Here is a 17,746-nt window from a genome sequence, read left to right on the forward strand (position 1 = left end):
GCATGCCAGCAAACTCGCTTCGTCCAACAGAGTTTGCAATTTGAATCGGCCTTCCCAAAAGCGCCCGGTACACTCGTCTTCACGATTTGCTCGTCGAGCAATGTTCTCTGCCGTACATCGCATCCACCAACTGATGTCACTGAGTCGCCGCCGTCGTTCGTCCAACACTTCGGCTTGATTGACGATCATGTCAATTTCCGGCTTCGTCGGTTCCTCGGGCGACCCATCTTTCTTGCGTCGATGAGGAAACAGCCTCAGCCATCGCCTCGCCACCTCTTGATCACTCCACTGAGCAACCACATCAGGCCGACTACGCAAAACGAGGTGCAGATGATTGCTGAGCACCGTATAGGTCAGGCAATCGACTGCGAAAATCCCCGCCAGAAACTCCAATCGATCACGAATCCAGCCACGGCGATGCTCATAGGATTGACCGGAAAACGGGTCTTCGCCACACAAGAATGCACGTCTTACACAGCGTTGAACTGCGTGGAATACCTGAACTTCTGCGGGATCAGCGACTTCATAGCGTGGTTTGCGCGGCATAACGACCTCCTGGACAAGACTTGATGAGCGAGAATTCTAGCACGAGCAAATCCCAGCAGTAAGACAATTAAAAATGGATGGCTCCCTATTTCTCCATGGCCCCTTGTTTCTCCCTCTAAATGGATGGTGCCTTTTTCCCCTCTTCTTTTCTATGTTTTTGGATGGCACCTTCTTTCGCCATGGCACCTTCTTTCGCCCCCCTTCTTTCGCTCTTCTTCTTTCCTGTAAGGCAATAGCGTTTGGATGGCCCCTTCTTTGTCTTTCTTCGCTCTTCTTTCGCTCTTCTTTCGCTCTTCTTTCGCTCTTCTTTCGCTCTTCTTTCGCTCTTCTTTCGCTCTTCTTTCGCTTCTTTTCGATGGCCCCTTCTTTCTGCTCTTTCTTTTTCAGTTGATTGAAAGGCCAACACGATGGCGAGTTGACACAAGGTTTCGCAGTTGATGTCCGGGCACAAATGGTAGCCCAACAACGAAATAAAACGAAAGTTTCGTTTTATTTCATTAAAAATAGAACTTTTTGCAAAATACGCATTGGATCCTCGGTGGAAATCGCTAAGGTTAATTGTGTCGCTGTTAATGCTACTTTAAGGCCATGCATTTTTCATTGGATCGAGAGGAGGTGTCTCGGTGTGCTGAAATGCCGCGGTCGTTACGACCGGTGGTTGTCGGTTGGCCATTCAGAGCCGAATTCAAAATTCTAGAGAAAGGGGTTACGCCCATGGGGCGATTCAATTCATTAACGCATCTCTGCTGCGTTGTCGCATGTCTAGTTCTATTCAGCGGATGTGGTGGTGAAACCTCGGTGCAGAAGGCGCCTGAGGGCTCGACAATCAGTCAATACTTGGCTGAAAATCCCGACGTATTGGCGGAAGAAAATCTTGATGCTGCGGATGACGCAGAGATGGACGAGTAGCATCTTGAACACGGTATTTTTGACTTTCATTTTCTTATTGGAGTGAGGACGATATGAGGAAGACTCGATCGAAACCAGGTTTCACACTGGTCGAATTATTGGTGGTGATTGCCATCATTGGCGTGCTCGTTGGGCTGCTGCTGCCAGCGGTGCAAGCGGCGCGTGAGGCGGCACGGCGGATGAGCTGTAGTAACAACTTCAAGCAGTTGGGGTTGGCGATACACAACTACCATTCAGCTTATAATAGCTTGCCCATGTTCAAGGGCGGTACCGCTCGCCTGGCCGGAGCGCCGAACAGCTACCGAACCACGGCCATTGCCGGTTCTTCTGGTGGTGGCAACGACGGCCTGCAACTGAGCATCCTGGTGCCGCTGTTGCCGTTTTTTGAAGGTCAGGGATTGTGGGAGCAGATTGCAAATCCCTACTCAATCCCTGCGGGCCAACCCGGTGCCGGGCTGATCTTCGCACCGATGGGCCCTGTGCCTGCGATGGGGCTCGGGCGGCATGCCGAGAACCAGTACGATCCTTGGCTAACGAATGTCCCAACGCTGCGTTGCCCGAGCGATCCGGGAATTGGTCTCCCGTCGCAAGGTCGTACCAACTACGGCGCCTGTTTGGGCGATGATATATTCCGTATCAACAACGGTGGTGTCAGTGCATTTGGTGTTAAGCACCCGACCCAGTTTCCGCAGGCGCGAAGCGTTTGCCGTGGAATGTTTGTCCCACGACAAGTCACCAAATTTCGTGACGTACTTGATGGACTATCCAACACGATGATGATGGGTGAGCTCATGACAGACCTAGGCGACAATGATACCCGAACCGCAACCGCGATGGCCACTGGAAACATTTATCAGATGCCCGGAGAGGCGTGCCCAACGGGTGATCCACTGCGGCCAATATTCTGGGATGCTTCGGCGGTCACACTGATTGCCGGCTCGCAGTCTCGTCGCGGGTACAAGTGGGCGAGTGCCTATCCCATCGACTCGGGGGTTGTGAACATCTTTCCCCCCAACGGTCGTGCCTGTGGGATTAGCAATGCATCTCCTGCAACATGGCGCCCCGGAATTTGGGGCACCAGCAGCCGCCACCAAGGCGGAGCCCATATCTTGATGGGTGACGGCGCGGTGAAATTCATCACCGAATCGATCGAGGCTGGCAACCCTGCCAATGGCATGGTCCGCTGGAACGGATCATCTCCACCGGCGTTCAACACGTTCGCCTCCCCCGGTAGCATTAGCCCTTACGGCTTGTGGGGAGCGCTTTCGACGCGAGCTTCGAAGGAGATTATCGAGGAGGAGCTATAATTCTCCTTCTGCCTAACGATTAAATTCGACAACGCCGATGGCTCACTCCCGAGCCATCGGCGTTTCATTTTGCCGTGAAATTGATGGACGGTGCCGAACTCGAACCGTGACTAGAGCATCTTAAACTTCAATGTGCGTTGTACCTTAAATTGCGATTGCAGTTGATGCCATCATTTGGAGAGGGCCAGAAAGGGCCATCCCAGGCGATAAGGCCAGAAGGGGCCATCCCAGGGCAACTCAGTTTTTGAATCTAGATGAGAGCTTTAGTAGACCGGTTGGCTTGGTGGCGAAGGCTCAAAAGGCGGAGGCGATCCCATTGTGTCCCGCGTCGCGAAGAACCGTCAGGCTGGCGTTGCGAAGGGATGCCCGACTTACCGAACCATATCCGGTGCGAGCCCGACACTTGTCTTCGCCCGTCGTCACATCGCGAACCCAGTGCAGACGATGCTCGACGCCCCAGTGGCCTCGATTGAAATCCAGAAAGTGCTTCGCATTGGCTCGATCGGGTCCCAGGCTGGTGATCGCGTGCGAGACTTCCTTGACCGGCTCATCGCCAATGATCCGCGTTCGCTCGTTGCGAATCGCTTGGGCAAAGCCTGGCCAGTCAAGAAAGCCACCGAGTCGGCTGCTGGACTGAAGGTTAAATGCACTCCGTTAATGCGACTTACCAATCCTAGGCTTCCGACAACCCAAAATCGAACAGTGAGTTGCTCTGAGTTTGATAGGTCCATGGTTGTCGCGGGTGATTCAAGGTTGGACCAACGATTTCGCGATCGACGCAAGGCCGGAGCCGCAAGAGGTAATTCTTCAAGTACGGATCTGTGCGGGGGCGGCTGGCAACAGCCGTTACTACCGCAATAGGCGGTTGGAATCCGGCGATGACGCTGCGTTCATCACCGGCTAATGGCTTCCATTCCTTCGGGATAAACGTGTCCCGAAGGGATCACACCGATTAGCCCTGACTTGGCCGCAGCAACGACTCATACCACCGATGCATTCGCACCCAGGCGAATTCGCCAATACTCACTTGCCGTAGCCCCAATATCGCGTAGCCTTGTTCTCCTGCACCTAAGTCTTGACAGGCCTCGGCCGACAGTGTGATCACGCCCCGAAATCGTGGTTCAACCAAACGCATACTTGGCTGATCGGAATCTTCCTTTTCAGTCACGGCTAATGGTCCTCCCAGGCTTGAACTCATCGCGGGGTGCGGTAGTGCGGTTGAGGCTCGCGGATCCAGTCGTTCCATTCTTCCTACCCGTGCGAGTCGACCTTTGATACGAAACCGTGTCTGATCGCCAATTTTTATCGCATCAATCTCCTCTTGACCAACGGACAGGACGAGTTCCTTTCGCGTTTCATTCGCTACGGTCAATATCTCGGATCCCTCTTTGATGTACATGCCCGTCGATTGATGAAGGTTCCGTGCAACAATTCGACCCGCGACCGGCGCATGTACCCGTAGTCCTGCGGATTGGCGTCGAATGATGTTCAGTCGTTCTTCGATCGATTGCAAATTCCTTCTGGCGATCTGGGCCGCCGCAGCATTGTGTCTGTCGATCGCCATACGAACCTGAACTTCGCCCTGCTGATATTCAAGTTGAAGCGAGTGCAATTGGGCCTCAAGTTCGTCGTTGTGCAACTCGACCAGCAGTTGTCCGGCCTCAACCATTTCACCATCCATGACATGGACATGATCGACAAAACCATTGACACTGCTACGAACAACCGACTGATCCGAGTAGTCAACGACGACGGGCGCATCCATCGCTCCCGGCCATGGTAGCCACAGCGAGGCCGCACCTATCACGACGACGATTGATACGCTGCAAACCAGTGCGCGAATAAACGAAGGTCGTTTTTCATGAAACCGCCGCTGAAAGTCGACAACGACTTTCCATAACGGCACAGCAAACCAACTGAAGACCCCAATGATCGCCAACAGTAATCCTGCGCCGTGCATCAGAACCGATGCGGCAGAGACTAAAGAAACACAAACCAGCAACCGCCATACGGTACTGGCCACTCCATAACTGCAAACGAACCAACGCCGAAAACCAAGTATTTGCAATGGACGATGTCTCTCGCCGAAAAATAGACGCGATGCGGTACCCTTTACAAAACGATTGGCGTCCGTGGCTAAATTGGGGACATTCAGTAGATCAGCAAGTATGTAGTACCCATCAAAACGCATCAACGGATTGGCATTGAACAGCAACGTGGACAGACTAGCCATCACGATCACGTTAAATAGCAGGTGATGAGTCAACGACGAGTCGACGTTCGCCCAAGTGATCGCGGCGACCGCCGCAAGAACCAGTTCAGCATACATGCCTGAAATGGCAACATGAATTCGTTGCCACTTTGACGGGAAACGCCAACAAGAGGTAACGTCGACATACGCCATCGGCGCAAGCAGAATAAAAATGACTCCGGTCTCACGTACTTCGCCCCGGTGATATTTGCAGGCTAATCCATGCGCCAACTCGTGAACAACCTTCAAAACCGCCCAAGCAAGCAGCATCCACAGCCAATTGTTAGGTGCCAGCACGCCAGCGGAGCTAGCGATAAATTTCGTCCAGTTTGTGGCGGCGCAACCAACACCGAACAGAATCACAATGATTCCCACCATTGACGCTACGGGCGACAATAACCAGCCGAATGATGGAAGCAAAGCCGCCAGTAATTGGTCCGGCGATCCCAGCGGGATCTTCATCCAGAAAGGGTTGACTCGATTCGTCAATCCGCCGCGTTGATTGTTGTTCATTTGTCGGCGAGGCGACCACACGGATTCTTGATCCGCGAGTTCGGCGATATCGTTTTCAATCACCCAGGTCGCCACTTGAAGGCCCTGCGATTGCGTGAGTGCTTCTGCGCCTAATGTGCGGGCAGTGATCGTCAAAGCCTGAGCAACGGTCCTGGTCCCATCGAGCATCGAGATAAACACGTACTCGGGATAGCCAATTCGAAAGAACTTTCCCGCCGCCGGCACTTCGATGTGATAGTAAGTTTCCTGGCCATGAACTTGTGGCACAAAGGTCAATTCACACGCCAACCTGATTTTTGAGCCGCTTAAATCACGTGTCGTTAAGTCTGGGACGATGGTCATATTATCACCAACCCAGCCACGCAATGGCGGCCGTCATCGGTCGACGAAATACGTTCCAAATCAGTGGATAACGATCCGCTTCAATCCGCGCCGTTCCCTTCATACCAGGCCGAAGGTCCATTTTGGAATCTTGCAGTCGGACTTCCGCGACAAACACGTTCTGGTCGTCGCGCACCTCGGCGCGTGGATGAACTCGCTCGATCGATGCATCAAAACGGCTAAGCGGATACGCATCAAGTCGTACGGTGACCGCCATTCCCGCACGGACATAGGCAAACTCGTCTTCGACGATACCGACCTCGACAACCATCTCATCAAGCGGGGCTATTTCAAATAGCGTTTTCCCAACTTCCAGCGGCATACCCTCGGCATCTTTCAAATCTCCACTGACCACCACACCGGCGATCGGACTTCGGATGTCAACGTTGTGTTCGCGGTACTCAAGCAATTCAGTACGCTTTTGCAAACGGTCAACCTCATACCGTGCGACCTCTGCCTCACCCGATTTCTGCGTGGCTAAGTGTCCGGCCCGTTCCTTACTGGCACGGTGCAAATCCGCTCGAATTCCTGACAACTCCATCCTTACCTCACGGCCGTCCATCTGTGCCAACAATTGCCCCTGCTCGACAATATCTCCTGGTTCGACGAGCGATTTAGCCAAAGAACCGGCAAAGGGTGCCGCCACGAATCTCCGCAAGACGGGTTCGACCGTGCAATCGCACTTTGCCTGATAGTGCAACGGAAGGCATAGGATCACAGTGACAAATAAAATCGCAGCCAACAATGATAGCCGGCCCTTTTTCTTAACCCATTCTCGAGCACTCTTGATCGTCTTCTCAACCGAACCCTTTTCGGAGCGAGTCATCAATTTTAGTGCCGATGCAACGGAAGGCCCCGCTGTTTCTAAAAATTTGGTAACCGTTGTAGCGTGAACCCCTTTTGCATTGCCAGTCACCAACCAGGCACCTCGCAATTGCCCGCTTGCATCACGTAGCGGCGCACTGACAATTGCCTCCACGTTGGCAAGCTTTGCAAATTGCCGGTGCGCAAGTTGCCCACCCGCATAGATTTCGTCGTGGCTCGGCCAACCGATGGATCCGCCAAAAGCGATACATTCCTGCAGACAGGCCTGAGCAGACCGGGCTATTTCGCCCTGTTGATCAAATGTCGCAACGCCTGAGACGGCGGTGAGCCGACATTCAATCGATGCATCGCGACACAAGCCAACAAGGACTTGTTCGGTTGCTAGAAAGCCTTGTAATTGATCGGCAAGAACTTGACACGAGGCATGTAAGTCTTCGCTGGATTCCATTCGAGCAATTAACTCGCTCAAGGCGGCCATCTGCCTGAGTTGCTCGCGAAGCTGCGTGGTCTCTGACAAGGCGCGATGTTCACGTTGCGGAGTGACTAGCGGTACTGCATTGGCAGGTTGATTCGGAGCATACTCGACCGTCATGTCCATCCTCCATTGTCATCTCGACGGGGCACTACGGATGTTTTGCAGCTAGAGGTGAGTATGTATCAGCGAAGTCTAGATAACAGGTCGTACCGCAGTGAAGTCGCTCGTCAGGATTTGGCAATCGGACTCGCACACGTGTTGTACCACTTTGCGGATCGATCGTTGGCGACACGAACTCAATCGAACCGGAGGCCATATGAGTTGGGTCCATAAAGCGTACGTTAACCGCCCTCCCGACCGAAAGCTCTCTCGCTAAGTCAGCGGGAACCAAAAAGATGACCAACAACGGGTCAAGCTGGACAACGCGGACGATCACTGGATCACTCGGCAAAACCGACTCGCCACAATCTCTGAGTACCCGCGTAACCACTCCGTCGATGGGCGAACGAAGGCAGCGTTTCTCAAGTTGGACGAGTGTGCGTTCATACTCAAGTGTCTTTACTTGAAGCTCTTCTTGGATCGCTTTTAAGTTGGCTTGGGCGATTCGTCTCTTCGATTCCGCTCGATCGAGTTCTTGCGAGCTAGCATGTTTTCGTGCGATCAACTCGTTAAGTTTCTTAACAGTGATGGTTTGCTGGTGCAAATCCTCCATCGCAGACTCTAGCCGACCACGGGATTGCTTGATACTTTTCGCGATCTCAAGTGTCACTTCGAGTACCGAGTCATCCATCTGAACCAATAGCTGATTCTCGGTAACACGGTCACCTTCTTTAATGTGGATTGCTTCGACAATCCCCATTTCGGAAGCCGCGACGTCAATATCTTGATAGGGTTCCGTGAACCCTTGGATTTCAGTCGCTGGCGAGCATGACACCCAACAAACCATTGTCGCGCAGACGAAAGTCCGGCGAACGAGGCATCGAATTGAAAGCGTGGAACTCATCTTAAGTTTAGATTGTATCGTCGTAGAACGTGAACGAACTTCTTGACTGCACCATAGCAGCGAGTGGTAACTTTGGCTTAATGATTCGGGGGCAGATTTGATGTGCACGTCGCATCGTCATCAGTTGCCATCTGACAACATGTGGACGCAGGTGGTGTGATTCACAAACAATTCATTTCTTGCTCGATTACATAAACTACTGCTGAAAGCTAGCTTACGAATCAGTCATTTGAGAAGAAAATAGTGAATCACGTGACAGGTCACTTCGGAGTAAACCGCACCGAGAAGAATAGGCGACACGCTCAGCGGACCGCTGAATGCGGCGTACTTGGCCTGCAAAATCAATTTCTGCCTCACCATCGGAACCCGCATGGCGCTGAATCGAAGAAATCAGCCACGATCCATAAATTTTGATCAACGGATCCTCCGCAGAAACGAAGACTTGCGTGGACCCCGGGTCGCCCTGCCTAGCACATCGACCGATGAGTTGTCTATCAACGCGTCCGGATTCACTGCACTCGCAAACAACGACATGCAACCCCCCCAGAGGCAGTGCGTCCGGACCAAGTTTGATGTCGGTCCCGCGACCTGCGAGGCTGGTAGCAATCGTAACGGCACCACGAGAACCCGCTCGACCAATAACATCGGCTTCTTCAGCATCTTGTCGGCCATTGAGAATTTGAAAATTCAAACCGCGTTCGCTCAACAAATCTGCCAGACGCTCACTGTCGGCGATACTGGTCGTACCAATTAAGATGGGGCGTTCTTGGGAGTGAATTCGCTCGACGCTATCGGCAATCGCATTCCACTTCGTTGACAAGGTGGCAAAGAACCTTGTTGGCCAATACTCTCGCCGCGAAGGTGTCCGAAGTCGAATCGGTACAACGCGAAGGTCATAGACTTGCCGCATTTCTCGCTCGCATCCGGTTGCTGTTCCCGTCATTCCCGCTAGTCGTTCGTAGAGACGCGAAAATCGTTGGCGAGTGATTTGAGCGAGTGAGCTCTTTTCCGGTGTAATCCTCACGCCTTCTTTGGCCTCAATCGCTTGATGAAGGCCTTCGCGCCAGTTCCGATCGCTGAAGATGCGGCCCGTGCTGGGATCTACAATCTGGACTTCACCCTCATCCGTGACGACATAGGAAACGTCACGATGCAAACTCATGGCGTGTAAAGCATGTTCAACATACTCGGTCCAAGTACGCCGAAGTTGTTCAATCGGAATGCGACTCTCACCGCGGTGGATCCAAGCTCTCCCGGATTCGGTTAACTCAATACGCCCCGTTGCTGCGGCGGGTCGAAAATGTTCACCGGTTGTTAGACGATTGACCGCTTCTAGCGCAGCACGGTGCACCTCGGCGTCGTCCGCTTCGCCCTCTGCGTTCCCGCTGAGAATCAACGGCGAGGCCGCATCGTCAAGCAGCACATTGTCAGCTTCGTCAACGATGGAGTAGTACAACTCTCGCTGGATCATTGCCCCGGCACTTGGTGAGTTGCCAATGAGCGACTCGAGAGTCGCGTCTCCCAATTTGCAAGTCGCACCTTGTCGCAGCGTAAGCTGATCTCGCAAATAGTCGAATCCGAACTCAAAGCCAGTTCCATAGGTGATATCACACCGATAGGCTGCACGTTTGGATGCCGGCGACCCCTGATTATTCGGCAGGAGCCCAATACGAATGCCAAGCATTTCATAAGCGGGTTGTAAGATCTCAAAGTCACGTTCCGCTAGGTATTGATTGGTCGTCGCAACGTGAACACCGCGTCCAGTTAACGCGTGCAGAAAAGCTGCGGGTGCACACGCAAAGGTCTTTCCTTCGCCGGTCTGCATCTCGGCCACGGCACCTTTCGCCAAAGCCATTGCTGCGAGCATTTGCACATCATAAAGGTGAATGCCTCGCGTGCGGCGCAGTGCTTCGCTCGCAATTGCAAACGCCTCGCGCCGCACCGCCTCGGTATCGACCGATTCGATCTTGACTCGCGATCGAAGCTGTTCGGATTGTTCACGCAACTGTTCAATCGACAGACCTTTTAGTCGCGTTTCTACTTCGCGGATGGCAGCAACGATGTCTGTTTTCCGCGTCAAACCAGCAAAAGGAAAGATGTTTCCGCTGATGCGAGAAAGGAATTGGTTCATTCGCAACTCACTCGCAAAAGAGTCCCCATTTCGCGTTTGAGTCGGACGAGTGCCAAAGCGTAACTGACCTGCGCGGTAACCATACCTTGTTCATCGTCGGCGACGCGTTCCTGGGCATCAAGCAGATTCTCTAATAGCTGAGCGGCTGAATCGTTTTCGTTCGGAAGCACTCTCCATCGATCGTTAAGGTAGTTGGCCTCATTCTGGGCTGCCTGCATTGATCGATGTTTCGCCACGACTTCAAGGTAACTGGTTTGGACTTCTCGGACGGCCACTTCGACACTTGTTAACGCTTCCTCCACCGTCAAGCTAAATTGACTCATCGCTTGATTGAGTTCCCATTGACGTCGGTTTGCCTGTGCTTTCGACGCTCGATTGCCAATTGGGATTTCAAACTGCAGTCCAACCGAATAGGAGGGCCGGCCATCCGAGAACTGATTTTCGTAAGCTCGCCCATGGTCCGATGCGGCGGCAAGCCCAGCAACATAGGTACTGGCTACCAAATCAAGCTTGGGCAAGATGTCTTTCTGGGCCACGCCAAGCTTAACCGAAGCGTTCTTAGCATCACGAATCGCCTGCGAAATATCGGGACGATTTTGTAACGCCGTGTGCAATGAGTCAGACATTGACAGCTGAACTTGCCAATACAGTGGCGACTCGATCGGCATGAGTTCTCGGTGCCCCATGTGCACTAACGCAGGATCGTTTACGAGTAGTCGTAGTTGGGATTGCCAATTACGAATACGCGTTTCCGCCCGCAGCATCTCTGATTCTCTCGTTGCGACGGCCGTTTTTGCCCGCAGCACTTGACGCTCGACAGCATCGATATCGCGGCGTCCTTCGAGATTGGCCAGTATGCTTCTGGCAGAATCAAGGAGCTTTTTGCGTTGAAGAAATTTAGCGCGTGTTTGGTACAACTCCCAATAGGCTTCCGTCACTTGCACCAAATGTTCTTGCAATTCGCCTGCGACAGCATCACTGCTTCGGTTCCGTTGAATCCGAGCGGAGACGATTTGGCTCTCGTTATAGGCTCGACCAGCTCCACGAAGTAAGGGCTGCGTGTACTGTAGTTCCAAACGGGTTGCTCGTTGTGGATTCGGAACCAAGAAACGAGAATTGTCTTCCTCGCGTCCTAAACGCTGGTAAGCTTCGAGATTTCCGCCAAACGTGTTCTTGCGACGTAGACCAGCCTCGACGGACCAGCCTCGGTTACGATATCGCGAAGCATCCGTGCCGGTTGTCAACGTGCTTCCAATCGGATCGTTCACATCGTCGTAAGTCGTTTCAAGAAATGCCTGCCAATCAAAGGCTGCAGACTCTTTGACAAGTTCCGATTGGCGAATTGCAGGGTCCGCCGAGACAACACGAACGTATGATGAATACCGCAGCGCGTTGGTAGTCAAAGCAGCAATGCCAACATGTAGTGGCTCGCTGCTTGGTCCTAACGGATGCCGGACCTGCTCGTCCCACCATGGCCTATCGGAGGCCAATAAACCTGCACTCGTGTCACTCACCCACCATCGCGGCGTCTGATCAGATTCGACCCGTGATTGAAAGTCCCTCATCCACGATTGCCCCTCGCATGTTCCATTCGCGCGAACACTACGATTCGCTGCGTCCACTGCGGGCGAAGGTGGAACCACTATCCCATCGGGAAGATTTAGGGTACTGAAACCGTCTTCCCGATCCAACAAACCCAGATCTACCGAGCTATGAAGAATTTGGTCAGACGGGGCAAAACTTTGAGAGCTTTCAAACGCCAAAACTTCTTCCCACGAGATAGCGGGATCGCCTAAAACGCTCGTATTGACATGTTTTTCGACATGCAGATTGCTTTGAACCGGAGCTTCAAAATTGGACTGGGCGTTTAAATTCGTGCATACAGTAACAATCAACAAAAACCCAAGAGCAAGTGCTGTTGCCGTAGAACGTCCGTTTCTCCAGCCAGAAGCTGTCATTCTATTCGATTCCATCCTTCGTTAATTGCAGCGACATCCTTGTCGGCCGTATTGAGACTTCATCGAACGTGAATGCACTGCGACTAAAGCGTTGGCTCAACAATCGCCCCCACCAGATCATTCGTAACAAACGGTATAGGAACGACTGGCATCACGGCATGCCCCTAAACATCGAGCTCGGGGGTCAGGCTCACGGCGTCGAAATCGTTTTCACGCCACCGATGCTACCCCAACCTGTAACGCTTCAAACTTAACAATGGGTCGCAAATCATTGGTTCGAAGATGCGGTCTATCGAGCTTCCTAACGACTCAAATTCGACAACACATCCTCAGCGACTTCAAACGTGCCATCAGTGAGAACGATTTCCTCAAACCATCCATCTTTGTCCATTATCAATTTTTGGAAGCAAACCTCGCGTAGGACGCCATCGGAATTGTCCGGGGAATCGAGCCGGTGGTAGGCGATGTAATCCTGGCCCTTTAACGTGAAGACGCAGTGATGTCCGGGGCCATAGACACCAAGATTCTCATCAGTCGAAAGAATGGGACTGTTCTTGCCTTCAGTGAATGGGCCGAACGGCGCATCGCTGATCGAGTAACGAACCTTGTAAGTCTTATCGATCGCTTTGCCGTCCGAATACATGAGGTAATACTTTCCTCGCCGTTTAATCATATGCGGCCCTTCAAAGTAGTTCGGTGGCGTAATGTCTTTGGGTTCTCCAATGAATGTATGCATGTCTTTCTCAAGTTCAACAACGAGGCAATGACCATTGACCCACTCCAATCCAGACCCCCAATACAAAAAGATTCGACCGTCCTCATCGATAAATGGAGAAGCATCAATTGTGTGGACCCCCTCGTCGGCTTGCGTGAACACCATCGGTCCTTTACCCCCGGTGATGTTCTGCCAAGGCCCAGTGGGTTTAGACGCGACGCCCGCGTAGATCTCCGAGCCGACCGATACGTACATGTAAAACCGTCCGTCTGGACCGCGGATGACTTCAGGTGCCCACACTTTGGCGGAACTTTTAGTCGGACTAACGCAAGCAGCAAGCGTGGGCCAATTCAATTTGTGCGACTGCCACGTTTTGAAGTCGACCGTGGAAAAGCAGCCAAGGTCTTCACCTCCCCAAGGATCTTTGGTCGCGTACGCGTAGATTCGGCCATCGTGAACGATAACTGATGGGTCCGCATGGAATCCTGGCAACGCTGGGTTCCGGACCGCCACATCCTCGGCCGCCAACACTCCTCCGGCCATCAGTAAAATAGTGATTGACAACAATGTATTCATGTAATTCACGAGTCACTTCCTTTGCGATTACGTTTTCGATGTTGACGGCTTCACGGGTTTTAGCAGAATTTCAGAAACCAAACACAACCAAAAGGTTCTGTTGCGTGAACTAAAATTTGGCGCACAGCGATGAATGTTGTCTTTTGGGGAATGAGCTACTCCCATTTTCAAACTCAAATGGCTCCGTTTTTCGGTTGCAGATCAAACGCTTGGTTCACAGGGCGTTGTCCACCCTAAAATTTCAACTCGCTAGAATGTTGTTACTGTCGACAACCTACGCCTGAATAGACGGCGTCTTCACCCTATCGCGAAAATCGTCAATCGGTCCTAGCGGATCTGGATGTGAACGATAAGCAAGGTGCGGTGAGACGAATGAAACCGGTGCATAGCCCCAATCGTTGTTTCCCCCGGATGGACAATCTTGCGGGTCGTAAGCAAACACTGCCAGCAACTCGACGGCATAGATTCCCAACTTTTGTAGGTAAGGAACTTTTTCGCTGGGTCCCGAATACGTGCCGCGAGTATCCTCGGCAACGCCAGAATTGGGGTGTTTCCCAAACCCTCAGACGTGCATTTCACAAATGATGTTTCTTGCCGAAGGACGTCGCAACACCCCGTCGCCTTCCCAATGGTAGGCAAGCGAGTCAACAACAACGCTCTTCATCGCAGAGGCGGTATCATCACCACTGCGACTAGCAGCATCGCGTCATAACCCTTGGCCATAACCACGCCACATCCGTATGGATCTAGCAGATCTTTCTGGTTGTCAAATCGCAGTCCGCTTGCTGGCTCCTTTGCTCCGTCCACCCGGAATCCATAAATCGGTCCTGGCTTCACACCTACAACAAAGACCTGCCATTAATGGCAGGTTCGCTACGGAATCCAAAGACAAAACACGGGCCGGCTAAACACGGGCCGGCTAAACACGGGCCGGCTAAACACGGGCCGGCTAAACACGGGCCGGCTAAACACGGGCCGGCTAAGCGTCATCGACCTGATCAAACAGCTCGAGCCAGAAGACTCACCAGCCAATTTGGACCGAAACACCACCGTACGACGGGTATCCATAGCCGCGATAGCTTGATCGATAATAGCTGCCATGTGTACCAACGTTAACCGATACCGGTGCTGGATAATAAACCGGAGCGTGGTAGTAACTCATGACCGGCGCGACGTAAACGCGTTGTACAACGACCGGGGCGGGAGCGTAATATGCGCGACGTGCTTGGCGTCGAGCGTAGCCACGACCACCGAAAGCGTCAGCATGGTCTGCCGAAAACGAAAGGGAAGCCGCGATTGCGATAACTGCGAAAAGAACAATCTTCACCATTTTGAAGTCTCCTAGGTTTTAAGGTTTAGCCAATATTAAGCTAAATAGTCGACTCCGCAACTAGAAACACCACAAAAGCCAACGGGAAATTGCCACTATTGGACTAGCTCGCATCGATCCGCTGCGCCAAAAGCGTTTCATAACGGCCCACGTTTTGCGACTAGGTGCGAAAACAACCAAAGACAAGTGGCGTAATTGTCGAGCGATCGCAACATATCTGCCTCAGTCAATCCGAAATTCAAACACTTCGGTGGTTAGCAATGGGTACAATTAAACCAAAGCCGTTCGAGAAATGTCAGCAAAATTTTTTGCGTCAAATGGAGAAGTTGGTACCGCTCAACTTCGAACCATCTAGCCCGTGCACTACCACCTTTTCGCCGAGAGATCTGATGAAACGCGCTCTGAAACTTCTTCTCATTGTGACAGTTTTTGTCACCGTAAATCAACGGACCGAAAACATTGGCAATACTCAAGATCTAACAATTACGATTGAGAAAGGCGCTAAGAAGGAATCTAATTCCACTCGCAAACCCGTTTTTTCAGGCAAGCGTCCTTCCGTCGATGTGGCCATTTTACTTGATACGTCCAATTCGATGGACGGATTGATCGACCAAGCCAAGAGTCAGCTCTGGAATATCGTGCAGGAGTTTTCCAAGGCGAAGAGGAAGGGCAAGACTCCTCTTTTTCGTGTCTCGGTATTTGAATATGGAAACTCCGGCTTGCCCGCCCGCGAAGGCTATATCCGCCAAGTGGTGCAGCTTACCGATGATCTCGACAAAGTCTCTGAGACACTTTTTTCTTTAAGCACCAACGGCGGCGACGAATACTGCGGCGCGGTGATCCATGAAGCCGTCAAACGGCTCGATTGGAGCAACGAACCGAATGCTTATAAAGCAATATTCATCGCAGGCAACGAACCTTTCACTCAAGGATCTATCGACTACCGATCGGCTTGCAAAAAAGCCATCGGTGCTGGCATCGTGGTGAATACCATTCATTGTGGTGACTATCGGCAAGGCGTCAAAGGCAAATGGAAAGAAGGTGCCGATTTAGCAGAGGGTGAGTACCTGAACATCGATCAAGACAAAACGGTCGTTCACATCAAGTGCCCTCAAGACAAAGTAATCATTGAATTGAATACCGAGTTGAACAAGACCTATCTCTGGTACGGTTCAAAGTCAACTCGAGAAGCCTACGCAACGAATCAAGCCGTTCAAGATTCGAATGCCAGCAGCTTCGGCGGGCTCAGCAGTCGCGCCGCAACCAAGTCCGGCGCCCTCTATCGCAATGTCGGTCGCGACCTAGTCGATACGTATGATGAAAACAAAGAGTCAATCTTAGAACTGAAGGATGCCGACTTGCCCGAAGAAATGCACAACCTGTCTGCTGACGAACGACTAAAGAAAATCAAAGCGATGTCAAAACGTCGGGCAGAAATCAAGTCCAAAATGGCAATGGTTGCCAAAGAGCGTCAAGCCTATATCGATGCCGAGAAAGCCAAGTTAGCAAAAGAATCCGGGGCAACCACTTTGGGAGACGCAGTCTCTGCCGCTGTTCAAAAACAGCTGAAAGAATCTGGATTCGACCTGAAAAAATAGTGACATTGCATCAACAATATTCAATCCAATAGCCATCGTGGTCCAAGTAATTGAGTCGTCTTCGCGCTTGCTTCGCTAAACGGGTCAGCCGTAGCAAAGGATCGCATTGACGGTTCCTACATCGACATGGGGGTTGGCCGAGACGATTCGCATCAATAAAGTCGATCGCAGACGCCTACGAATGTCGCTAGAAATGGAAAATTGGAAACGCAGATTCTGTTAGCGTAATACACCGTCAACCGGTTCGATCTTCTCTGGTAACTCGGTCTCGCCCAGCATTTGCCGAATATTGATTTCGACGGTTCTCGATAAGGCCAGCGTCGGTGTATCCGATGGCCGATTGCTGAAGGGATCCTGCAAATATTTGGCAACCTGATCGATTAGAAGGAATCCAAACGACAGCGAAAGAGATAGAAAAATCAGTACAGGCGCGGGAACGTGCACAAGTCCGAATGGCAAAAACATGACAAAGCCATAGATAAGGCCGTGAACCATACGGCCATACGATGCGGGAAACGGAGTATTGTTGATCCGCTCGCAACCGCCCATCGCATTCGTTAGACGAGTCAAAGTTCTTTCAAGCTCGACGAACTGATAGGGATCAAGCTGATGACTGTCGGACAGTTCGCGTAACTCCATCGCTTGGCGTTGCAAAAGATCGTTGGGGACATTGTGGCTGAGACGATAACCATCGATTTCTACAAGGTCGATCAAATCATGCAGCCCCGCGATCGGATCTTGTCCTCGCAGATCGCGACTCAATGCATAACACCACGCAGACTGGCGAAGGGCCATCCGTTGTAGCTTTGCTTGGTATGCATTCGGATCATCGCCCGACTTGGAAAACGCACTGAGTTGGCGAACCCACGTGCGTGAATCGTTCACGATCGCACCCCACAAGGTTCTCGCTTCCCACCATCGGTCGTAACTCGAGTTTGTGCGAAAGGCTAATAACAAACCGATCACAGTACCCAGTACGGACAAGATCGCTATTGGAAAATCAAATGCTTCGAGGTGGTAACGCAGGTCGACCCATGAAACAAGCAACACATACCCAAGAATGGGCAGCATAGGCAGCCTGACTTCCCCTATCACTCGCCAAACCAACCTAGAGGAATCCGTAATCATTGGTCACTCTTTAACACAGTCCCATTGTCAACATCATTCTCGCCTTGGAAAAACACGTCGGCTGCTTTGGAAATTCGTCAGATGTTTTTGAAATTGGAAA

The 17,746-nt window shown here is 51.9% G+C and carries 16 protein-coding genes; 4 read left to right on the forward strand and 12 right to left on the reverse strand.

Translation table 11 applies throughout. From position 1 onward, the window contains the following. Both CA13_RS34525 and CA13_RS01425 read right to left on the reverse strand, forming a co-directional pair. The coding region (locus CA13_RS34525) for a transposase (RefSeq protein ID WP_473087435.1) at window positions 1-546 on the reverse strand (546 nt) is incomplete at its 3' end. A gap of 115 nt (window positions 547-661) precedes the next feature. After that, entirely contained in the window at window positions 662-970 is a 309-nt protein-coding gene (locus CA13_RS01425) for a hypothetical protein (protein WP_146394113.1), read from the reverse strand. A gap of 164 nt (window positions 971-1,134) precedes the next feature. Here CA13_RS01425 and CA13_RS01430 point away from each other — a divergent pair, with 164 nt between their 5' ends. After that, window positions 1,135-1,455, forward strand: coding sequence for a hypothetical protein (locus CA13_RS01430; protein ID WP_146394115.1), 321 nt, complete (start codon window positions 1,135-1,137; stop codon window positions 1,453-1,455). Between the two features lie 53 nt (window positions 1,456-1,508). Further along, the gene (locus CA13_RS01435; RefSeq protein WP_146394117.1) at window positions 1,509-2,762 is read left to right on the forward strand and encodes a DUF1559 domain-containing protein; all 1,254 of its coding nucleotides are present in this window, start codon (window positions 1,509-1,511) and stop codon (window positions 2,760-2,762) included. Between the two features lie 294 nt (window positions 2,763-3,056). On the opposite strand, the gene CA13_RS34530 is transcribed toward CA13_RS01435, so the two are convergent. From CA13_RS34530 to CA13_RS34535, 8 genes are all read right to left on the reverse strand, one after another. Further along, a complete protein-coding gene (locus CA13_RS34530; protein WP_419195074.1) occupies window positions 3,057-3,344 on the reverse strand; it encodes a transposase in 288 nt (95 codons plus the stop codon). A 370-nt stretch (window positions 3,345-3,714) separates the two neighbouring features. Further along, window positions 3,715-5,868, reverse strand: coding sequence for a site-2 protease family protein (locus tag CA13_RS01440; protein WP_146394119.1), 2,154 nt, complete (start codon window positions 5,866-5,868; stop codon window positions 3,715-3,717). A 4-nt stretch (window positions 5,869-5,872) separates the two neighbouring features. Continuing rightward, window positions 5,873-7,324 carry an efflux RND transporter periplasmic adaptor subunit gene (locus tag CA13_RS01445; RefSeq protein WP_419193814.1) on the reverse strand — a complete coding sequence of 484 codons (1,452 nt, stop codon included), beginning with the start codon at window positions 7,322-7,324 and terminating at the stop codon, window positions 5,873-5,875. A gap of 31 nt (window positions 7,325-7,355) precedes the next feature. Then, the gene (locus CA13_RS01450) at window positions 7,356-8,141 is read right to left on the reverse strand and encodes an efflux RND transporter periplasmic adaptor subunit (protein ID WP_419193815.1); all 786 of its coding nucleotides are present in this window, start codon (window positions 8,139-8,141) and stop codon (window positions 7,356-7,358) included. Window positions 8,142-8,424: 283 nt separating this feature from the next. Then, a complete protein-coding gene (locus CA13_RS01455) occupies window positions 8,425-10,341 on the reverse strand; it encodes a preprotein translocase subunit SecA (RefSeq protein ID WP_146394125.1) in 1,917 nt (638 codons plus the stop codon). Then, a complete protein-coding gene (locus CA13_RS01460; RefSeq protein WP_419193816.1) occupies window positions 10,338-12,299 on the reverse strand; it encodes a TolC family protein in 1,962 nt (653 codons plus the stop codon). The genes CA13_RS01455 and CA13_RS01460 overlap by 4 nt, the downstream gene beginning before the upstream one ends. A gap of 301 nt (window positions 12,300-12,600) precedes the next feature. Beyond that, window positions 12,601-13,590 carry a family 43 glycosylhydrolase gene (locus CA13_RS01465; protein ID WP_419195075.1) on the reverse strand — a complete coding sequence of 330 codons (990 nt, stop codon included), beginning with the start codon at window positions 13,588-13,590 and terminating at the stop codon, window positions 12,601-12,603. Window positions 13,591-14,250: 660 nt separating this feature from the next. Continuing rightward, entirely contained in the window at window positions 14,251-14,397 is a 147-nt protein-coding gene (locus CA13_RS34535; protein WP_419193817.1) for an early set domain-containing protein, read from the reverse strand. Window positions 14,398-14,470: 73 nt separating this feature from the next. Here CA13_RS34535 and CA13_RS01470 point away from each other — a divergent pair, with 73 nt between their 5' ends. Further along, complete coding sequence (locus CA13_RS01470) at window positions 14,471-14,674, forward strand: hypothetical protein (RefSeq protein WP_146403296.1); 204 nt, start codon at window positions 14,471-14,473, stop codon at window positions 14,672-14,674. On the opposite strand, the gene CA13_RS01475 is transcribed toward CA13_RS01470, so the two are convergent. After that, the gene (locus CA13_RS01475) at window positions 14,612-14,920 is read right to left on the reverse strand and encodes a hypothetical protein (protein WP_146394132.1); all 309 of its coding nucleotides are present in this window, start codon (window positions 14,918-14,920) and stop codon (window positions 14,612-14,614) included. The two genes, CA13_RS01470 and CA13_RS01475, sit on opposite strands and share 63 nt — an antisense overlap. A 389-nt stretch (window positions 14,921-15,309) precedes the next feature. Here CA13_RS01475 and CA13_RS01480 point away from each other — a divergent pair, with 389 nt between their 5' ends. After that, window positions 15,310-16,518: a vWA domain-containing protein gene (locus CA13_RS01480; protein WP_146394134.1), complete on the forward strand. Its 1,209-nt coding sequence runs from the start codon at window positions 15,310-15,312 to the stop codon at window positions 16,516-16,518. A gap of 219 nt (window positions 16,519-16,737) precedes the next feature. On the opposite strand, the gene CA13_RS01485 is transcribed toward CA13_RS01480, so the two are convergent. Then, window positions 16,738-17,646 carry a bestrophin family protein gene (locus tag CA13_RS01485; RefSeq protein ID WP_419193818.1) on the reverse strand — a complete coding sequence of 303 codons (909 nt, stop codon included), beginning with the start codon at window positions 17,644-17,646 and terminating at the stop codon, window positions 16,738-16,740. Window positions 17,647-17,746: the final 100 nt, after the last annotated feature.

This window comes from Novipirellula herctigrandis, from assembly GCA_007859835.1.
Taxonomy (GTDB): Bacteria; Planctomycetota; Planctomycetia; order Pirellulales; family Pirellulaceae; genus Novipirellula_A; species Novipirellula_A herctigrandis.

Coding starts and splice junctions, on each gene's coding strand:
- CA13_RS01430 (WP_146394115.1), top strand. CDS start 1,135: ATGCATTTTTCATTGGATCGAGAGGAGGTGTCTCGGTGTGCTGAAATG.
- CA13_RS01435 (WP_146394117.1), top strand. CDS start 1,509: ATGAGGAAGACTCGATCGAAACCAGGTTTCACACTGGTCGAATTATTG.
- CA13_RS01440 (WP_146394119.1), bottom strand. CDS start 5,868: ATGACCATCGTCCCAGACTTAACGACACGTGATTTAAGCGGCTCAAAA.
- CA13_RS01445 (WP_419193814.1), bottom strand. CDS start 7,324: ATGACGGTCGAGTATGCTCCGAATCAACCTGCCAATGCAGTACCGCTA.
- CA13_RS01455 (WP_146394125.1), bottom strand. CDS start 10,341: ATGAACCAATTCCTTTCTCGCATCAGCGGAAACATCTTTCCTTTTGCT.
- CA13_RS01460 (WP_419193816.1), bottom strand. CDS start 12,299: ATGACAGCTTCTGGCTGGAGAAACGGACGTTCTACGGCAACAGCACTT.
- CA13_RS01465 (WP_419195075.1), bottom strand. CDS start 13,590: ATGAATACATTGTTGTCAATCACTATTTTACTGATGGCCGGAGGAGTG.
- CA13_RS01475 (WP_146394132.1), bottom strand. CDS start 14,920: ATGGTGAAGATTGTTCTTTTCGCAGTTATCGCAATCGCGGCTTCCCTT.
- CA13_RS01480 (WP_146394134.1), top strand. CDS start 15,310: ATGAAACGCGCTCTGAAACTTCTTCTCATTGTGACAGTTTTTGTCACC.
- CA13_RS01485 (WP_419193818.1), bottom strand. CDS start 17,646: ATGATTACGGATTCCTCTAGGTTGGTTTGGCGAGTGATAGGGGAAGTC.